Origin of the sequence: Klebsiella sp. C239, from assembly GCF_048822715.1 — a bacterium.
GTDB lineage: Bacteria > Pseudomonadota > Gammaproteobacteria > Enterobacterales > Enterobacteriaceae > Klebsiella > Klebsiella quasipneumoniae.
On the sequence record NZ_JBMEZK010000028.1, the window covers coordinates 1 to 6171 of the forward strand.

General features: G+C 61.7%; 11 protein-coding genes and 1 pseudogene. 3 read left to right on the forward strand and 9 right to left on the reverse strand.

What is annotated here, in order from left to right:
- The 8 genes from ACOI6Z_RS27155 to merT all read right to left on the reverse strand — a co-directional run.
- On the reverse strand, positions 1 to 460 hold a 460-nt coding region (locus tag ACOI6Z_RS27155; protein WP_420687559.1), incomplete at its 3' end, for a recombinase family protein.
- A gap of 130 nt (positions 461 to 590) precedes the next feature.
- On the reverse strand, positions 591 to 803 hold the full coding sequence (locus ACOI6Z_RS27160; RefSeq protein WP_000993245.1) for a DUF3330 domain-containing protein: 213 nt from the start codon (positions 801 to 803) through the stop codon (positions 591 to 593).
- Positions 804 to 868: 65 nt separating this feature from the next.
- Positions 869 to 1105 carry a broad-spectrum mercury transporter MerE gene (gene merE / locus ACOI6Z_RS27165; protein ID WP_001087807.1) on the reverse strand — a complete coding sequence of 79 codons (237 nt, stop codon included), beginning with the start codon at positions 1103 to 1105 and terminating at the stop codon, positions 869 to 871.
- The gene (merD, locus tag ACOI6Z_RS27170; RefSeq protein ID WP_001277466.1) at positions 1102 to 1467 is read right to left on the reverse strand and encodes a mercury resistance co-regulator MerD; all 366 of its coding nucleotides are present in this window, start codon (positions 1465 to 1467) and stop codon (positions 1102 to 1104) included. The genes merE and merD overlap by 4 nt, the downstream gene beginning before the upstream one ends.
- Before the next feature lie 17 nt (positions 1468 to 1484).
- Positions 1485 to 3170 (reverse strand): mercury(II) reductase, encoded by a 1686-nt coding sequence (gene merA / locus ACOI6Z_RS27175; RefSeq protein ID WP_000209296.1) that lies wholly within the window; start codon positions 3168 to 3170, stop codon positions 1485 to 1487.
- A 38-nt stretch (positions 3171 to 3208) separates the two neighbouring features.
- Positions 3209 to 3634, reverse strand: a complete 426-nt coding sequence (merC, locus tag ACOI6Z_RS27180; protein ID WP_000522996.1) for an organomercurial transporter MerC — start codon at positions 3632 to 3634, stop codon at positions 3209 to 3211.
- A 27-nt stretch (positions 3635 to 3661) separates the two neighbouring features.
- Positions 3662 to 3937: a mercury resistance system periplasmic binding protein MerP gene (gene merP / locus ACOI6Z_RS27185; RefSeq protein WP_000732275.1), complete on the reverse strand. Its 276-nt coding sequence runs from the start codon at positions 3935 to 3937 to the stop codon at positions 3662 to 3664.
- 15 nt (positions 3938 to 3952) lie between these two features.
- A complete protein-coding gene (merT, locus tag ACOI6Z_RS27190; protein WP_004200999.1) occupies positions 3953 to 4318 on the reverse strand; it encodes a mercuric ion transporter MerT in 366 nt (121 codons plus the stop codon).
- A gap of 71 nt (positions 4319 to 4389) precedes the next feature.
- On the opposite strand from merT, the gene merR reads away from it, so the two are divergent.
- The 3 genes and pseudogenes from merR to ACOI6Z_RS27205 all read left to right on the forward strand — a co-directional run bounded on the left by merR (position 4390) and on the right by ACOI6Z_RS27205 (position 5632).
- Positions 4390 to 4845, forward strand: a complete 456-nt coding sequence (gene merR / locus ACOI6Z_RS27195; RefSeq protein ID WP_001166628.1) for an Hg(II)-responsive transcriptional regulator — start codon at positions 4390 to 4392, stop codon at positions 4843 to 4845.
- A gap of 33 nt (positions 4846 to 4878) precedes the next feature.
- Positions 4879 to 5112 (forward strand): annotated as a pseudogene (locus ACOI6Z_RS27200) (molybdopterin-guanine dinucleotide biosynthesis protein MobC); the annotation flags it as partial.
- Positions 5105 to 5632, forward strand: coding sequence for a phospholipase D family protein (locus ACOI6Z_RS27205; RefSeq protein ID WP_001776119.1), 528 nt, complete (start codon positions 5105 to 5107; stop codon positions 5630 to 5632). The pseudogene ACOI6Z_RS27200 and the gene ACOI6Z_RS27205, both read left to right, overlap by 8 nt.
- Before the next feature lie 32 nt (positions 5633 to 5664).
- On the opposite strand, the gene ACOI6Z_RS27210 is transcribed toward ACOI6Z_RS27205, so the two are convergent.
- Positions 5665 to 6096, reverse strand: a complete 432-nt coding sequence (locus ACOI6Z_RS27210; RefSeq protein WP_001776120.1) for a hypothetical protein — start codon at positions 6094 to 6096, stop codon at positions 5665 to 5667.
- Positions 6097 to 6171 lie beyond the last annotated feature (75 nt).

The following is a 6171-nucleotide window of genomic DNA, read 5'->3' on the forward strand; positions in this document are numbered from 1 at the left end:
GTTCGGCAATACGCTCAGACGACAGGGATTTCTTCCTGCCACGGTAGGCCCCGCGCTGCTTGGCGAGCGCGATGCCCTCGCGCTGCCGCTCGCGGATCAAGGCGCGTTCGAACTCGGCGAACGCGCCCATTACCGACAGCATCAGGTTCGCCATCGGCGAGTCCTCGCCGGTGAAGGTCAAATGCTCCTTAAGGAACTCGATGCGTACGCCGCGCTGGGTGAGGCCCTGCACCAGGCGGCGCAGGTCGTCGAGGTTGCGCGCCAGACGATCCATGCTGTGCACCACGACCGTGTCGCCTTCGCGCACGAAGGCGAGCAGCCGTTCCAGTTCGGGCCGCCGTGTGTCCTTGCCCGACGCCTTGTCGGTGAACACTTTATCCACCTGGATCTGTTCGAGCTGCCGTTCTGGGTTCTGGTCGAAGCTGCTGACGCGGACGTAACCGATGCGCTGACCGTGCAAGGTATCCTCCTGAGGGAAATGTGTCAGGAAGAAATCTATGACCCTTGACGGCGTATGTCAATCAATTCGGAAGGCAACTCTATTCTGACGATTTAGCGCCGGATGGTCTGACGCCAAGTTAGGGTATGCCTCAATCTGACGGCTGCGAACCGCCAGGGACAGGCGCAATGTCAGATTCTGTCGCGGCCTTGGCGCGTGCCTGGAAGCGTTCATAGCAATCCAGCCCGCAGAAATGTTCGACGTATTCCGCGCCTTCCGGGGTGAAGGCGGCATCGAGCGGAATTTCTTTGCAGCATACGCAGCAGGTGGTGCAACTGGCAGTGTTCGGGGCGTTTGCGTTCATGGTGGTACTCCTCCAGATTGGTAGCGAAGCTCAAAGCTGCCCACTCTCGGCTGGCTGGGAAGCGGTCATGATCTTCCCTTGAAGGCCCGCAGCAGCCGCGTCACAGACAGGACAAACAAGCCGGTCAGCGTGAGGGCTGCAATACCCCAGTGCTCCCCGATGAACGCGCCGGCCGTCGTGCCGGCTAGCACAATGGCGAGAATCGGCAAATGGCAGGGACAGGTGAGCACGGCCAGCGCGCCCCACAAGTAGCCGGTGATCGGTTTGTGCGTCTCAGACGGCAAGTGCTCTGGGCTGTTCATGGCAGACTCTCCGCGTGCTGTGCCGGTTCGGTTGGCATGGCGGCCAGTTGCATTTCGAGGCTGGCCAGGGCCTCGCGCCGACGCTCGACGAGTTGCCGCAACACGGCAAGCTGCGCAGACGCACCGTCACCGTCCGCAGCATCCAGCGCCCGGCACAGCCGCGCCAGTGCGTCCAGGCCGATACCCGCTTCGAAGGCAGCCCGTACAAAGCGCAGCCGTTGCAACGCGGTGTCATCGAACAAGCCGTAGCCGCCCGTGGTGTACGCGACCGGCCGTAGCAATCCGCGCAGCAGGTAGTCGCGCACGATATGCACGCTCACCCCGGCATCAAGGGCCAGCCGGGACACTGTGTAGGCGCTCATTGAACACCTCCTTTTCCTCATCCGGCGCAGCACGAAAGCTGCTTCACGTCCTTGCTGAAGGTCTGCGCCGCGAGCTTCAGCCCTTCGACCATGGTCAGGTAGGGGAACAATTGGTCGGCCAGTTCCTGCACGGTCATACGGTTGCGAATGGCGAGCACCGCCGTCTGGATCAGTTCACCCGCTTCCGGGGCCACCGCTTGCACGCCGATGAGCCGTCCGCTACCTTCCTCGATGACCAGCTTGATGAAGCCGCGTGTGTCGAAGTTGGCAAGCGCACGCGGCACGTTATCCAGTGTTAGCAGGCGACTGTCGGTCTCGATCCCGTCGTGATGTGCTTCCGCCTCGCTGTAGCCCACGGTGGCGACCTGCGGGTCGGTGAACACCACGGCCGGCATTGCGGTCAGGTCCAGGGCCGCATCGCCGCCAGTCATGTTGATCGCCGCACGAGTGCCGGCCGCTGCCGCCACATAGACGAACTGCGGCTGGTCGGTGCAGTCGCCGGCCGCGTAGATGTTCGGGCTACTGGTGCGCATGCCCTTGTCGATGACGATGGCCCCCTGCGCATTGACGGCTACCCCCGCCGCTTCCAATGCCAGGCTGCGCGTGTTCGGTGTCCGGCCGGTGGCGACCAGCAGCTTGTCGGCGCGCAATTCACCGTGCGTGGTGGTCAGCACGAATTCACCGTCCATATGGGCGACCTGGCTGGCTTGCGTGTGCTCCAGCACCTCGATGCCCTCGGCACGGAAAGCGGCTGTCACCGCCTCGCCGATGGCCGGGTCTTCACGGAAGAACAAGGTATTGCGCGCCAGGGCCGTGACCTTGCTGCCCAGCCGGGCAAAGGCTTGCGCCAGCTCCAGCGCCACCACCGACGAGCCGATTACGGCAAGGCGTTCGGGAATGGTGTCGCTCGCCAGGGCCTCGGTGGAAGTCCAGTAGGGTGACTCTTTCAAGCCCGGAATCGGCGGGACCGCCGGGCTGGCACCCGTGGCGACCAGGCAGCGGTCGAACATCACGACGCGCTCGCCACCCTCGTTCAAACTAACGATAAGGCTCTGGTCGTCCTTGAAACGCGCTTCACCGTGCAGAACGGTGATGGCTGAATTGCCGTCCAGGATGCCTTCGTACTTGGCATGACGGAGTTCTTCGACACGGGCCTGCTGCTGGGCCAGCAGCCGCTCGCGCAAGATCGTCGGCGGTGTGGGTGGCATGCCGCCGTCGAATGGGCTTTCCCGGCGCAGATGGGCGATGTGGGCGGCGCGGATCATGATCTTGGACGGCACACAACCGACGTTGACGCAGGTGCCGCCGATGGTGCCGCGCTCAATCAGCGTGACCTGCGCGCCTTGCTCGACGGCCTTCAGTGCTGCCGCCATCGCGGCTCCACCGCTACCAATGACGACGACCTGCAACGGGCGTTCGTTGCCACTGGGCTTATCAGCGGCCCCTATCCAGCCGCGCATCTTGTCGAGCAGGCCGGCGCGGTTGTCCGTCGGTGGCGCATCGGCAAGCGTTGCCTCGTAGCCCAGTCCGGCCACGGCGGTAGTCAGCGCATCCGATGACGTGCCCGCCTCAATGGCGAGTTGCGCTGTGCCCTTCGGATAGGACACCAGCGCCGATTGCACGCCGGGCACTTTCTCCAAGGCTTCCTTGACGTGAGCCGCGCACGAGTCGCAGGTCATCCCGGTGATTTTCAGGGTGGTCATGTATTTTTCCTTTTCTGTGGTGGCTACGGCTGTTGCCGTCAGCCACGTTGTTCTGGCAATTCACAGCTGTCCGGCCCGCAGCGGCGATGTGCTGGCGAGATGAAATCCCAGACCGACACCCCAACCATCAAGGCCAGGCCGACATAGAGCAGTCCACCGCTCTGCCAGCCGTAAGCCCGCATTAAAAACACCGCTGCCAGCACCAAGATCGGGCCTATCGTGCCGAGCGCCGTGCGTCGCCACTGTCGATGATTGAGCCAAGCGATAGCATTGGCGAGTAACGCGATGCCGGCGAACATCGGCAGCAGGATGCCAATGAATAGCCCCTCGTACTGGCTCAAGAAGCCCAGTCCGATGGCCGCGCCAAAGCTGGCGATGGCAGGAAAACAGGCGGCGCAGCCCATCGCGGAAACGACGCTGCCGAGCGCGCCGGTTTTGCCAGCGATGCGCGTGATGAGTCCCATGTGTCGCTCCCGAGTTCGGTTAACGGATCAGCGTTTGAGGCTGGACGGATAGCCCGCGTCCTCGGTCGCCTTGGTCAACTTCTGGACGTTGGTCTTGGCATCGTCGAAGGTGACGACGGCCTGGCGCTTGTCGAAACTTACGTCGGTCTTGCTCACGCCCTCAACCTTGGAAAGCGCGTGCTTGACAGTGATCGGGCAAGAGGCGCAGGTCATGCCAGGCACGGACAGCGTGACGGTCTGGGTGGCGGCCCACACGGGGGCAACAACGGCAGCGAGGGCGAGGGCGGCAAACAGTTTTTTCATGATGAACTCCTGTGATTAATAGAAAAATGGCATGACGTAGGGAAATCCGAGCGAGACCAGGACCAGCGCGGCCACGATCCAGAAAATGAGCTTGTAAGTAGCTCGCACTTGGGGAATCGCGCAGACCTCACCCGGTTTACAGGCTTGCGCCGGGCGGTAGATGCGCCGCCAGGCGAAAAACAGCGCGACCAGCGCTGCGCCGATGAAGAACGGGCGATAGGGTTCCAGCACCGTCAGGTTGCCGATCCATGCCCCGCTGAACCCCAAGGCGATCAAAACCAGCGGCCCCAGGCAGCAGGCCGACGCAAGAATGGCGGCCAGCCCACCGGCGAAGAGCGCGCCGCGCCCGTTTTGTGGTTCAGACTTTTGTGGTTCAGACATACGCTTGTCCTTTCAAATTTGGTTTGGATAGCTTAAGCTTACTTCCGTAGTTATGTACGGAGTCAAGCGATATGCAAATTAATTTTGAGAATCTGACCATTGGCGTTTTTGCCAAGGCGGCCGGGGTCAATGTGGAGACCATCCGGTTCTACCAGCGCAAGGGCCTGCTGCCGGAGCCAGACAAGCCCTATGGCAGCATTCGCCGCTATGGCGAGGCGGATGTAACACGAGTGCGGTTCGTGAAATCGGCCCAGCGGCTGGGCTTTAGCCTGGACGAAATCGCCGAGCTACTGCGGCTGGAGGATGGCACCCATTGCGAGGAAGCCAGCGGCCTGGCCGAGCACAAGCTCAAGGATGTGCGCGAGAAGATGGCCGACTTGGCACGCATGGAGGCCGTGCTGTCTGAACTGGTGTGCGCCTGCCATGCGCGGAAAGGGAACGTTTCCTGCCCGCTGATTGCGTCACTGCAAGACGGAACGAAGCTCGCTGCATCGGCGCGGGGGAGTCACGGGGTGACTACGCCTTAGCGTGCTTTATTTTCCGAATTCTGAGACGACCCCTATCAGTCCATCATGGCGAGCCACCTGCTGGCTATCAGCGATAAAAAATGGCGGTACGCGTTTTACGTCGCCCCGGACGAGGCGAAAAAGCGCGCCCTGAAGATTATTTTCGACAGCATCGCCAGCGTGATCGTGAAAAACCAGCATGTGCAACTGGAGGCAAAACACCGCGACGTCTTCCGCTTTTACACCCTCGATGAACTGAAAAACCTGGAGCTGGACAACTATGCGTAAAACCACCCTTCTGGTGCTGGCCGCCGCCCTCTGCGTGCCCGCGTTCGCCACCGCCGCGCCCGTCCTGACGGCGGGTTTTTCGCCGTCTGACGGGCGCCCTGCTCTTGAAATCGTGCTCGGCGCCATAAACAACGCCAGGCAGAGCATTGACGTCGCGGCCTACAGCTTCACCAGTAAGCCGGTCGCGACGGCGCTCGCCGGTGCTAACCGGCGCGGCGTGGCCGTGCGCGTGGTGGCCGACGAAAAGGCGAACAGCGACCGCTACACCGCCGTGACGTATCTGATAAACCAGGGCGTGCCGGTGCACCTTAACGGCCGTTACGCCATCATGCACAACAAGTTTATGGTGATCGACGGCAAAAACGTCCAGACCGGGTCGTTTAACTACACGGCAAGCGCCGTTTCACGCAACGCGGAAAACGTGCTGCTGATCGAGGATGCGCCGCAGCTGGCGGAGACGTACCAGCGAGAATTTAACCGCCTGTGGGATGAGGGCACCCCGCTGAATGCCCTGTACTGAATCAGCCCCGTCTGCGGACGGGGCTTTTTTTTTTACTCCACTTCCAGCCAGGCTTTGCGCCCTTCAAGATGCAGCGCTTTCAGCATGGCGATCACGTCTTCTGCTGAACGTCCGCCATAGTTGAGACGGGTCTGCTCCCCTTCAAACTCCACCACGATAATGGTGTCCAGCGTCACCGACAGCAGCTCGCGGAGATCACGTAGCGTCTGCCCTGTACTGCGTGAATGCATGCACTGGGTTATCCGGTTGGCCGCCTCCTGGCACAATCCCTCTACGGCCTCGCGATATGCCAGACGCTGATCGAGGTTGCCCTCGATGTCGCTGATCAGTTTAACCACCGCCGTTTTGACGGTTTTGATTTCAGGAAATTTCGTTTTTGGGGAGCCTGACTGCTCCAGCGGGGATACGCTGGTCGCCGGTGCAGCTTTAGGGGCGGTTGTCGGGGTGTGCAGGTTCATCGTCATGGTCGTTTCTCCGTCAGTGTGAATTTCGTCTTCGTATCGCCTGACGGTTCGGCCTGCCCGGAGTCGTTCTGGTCA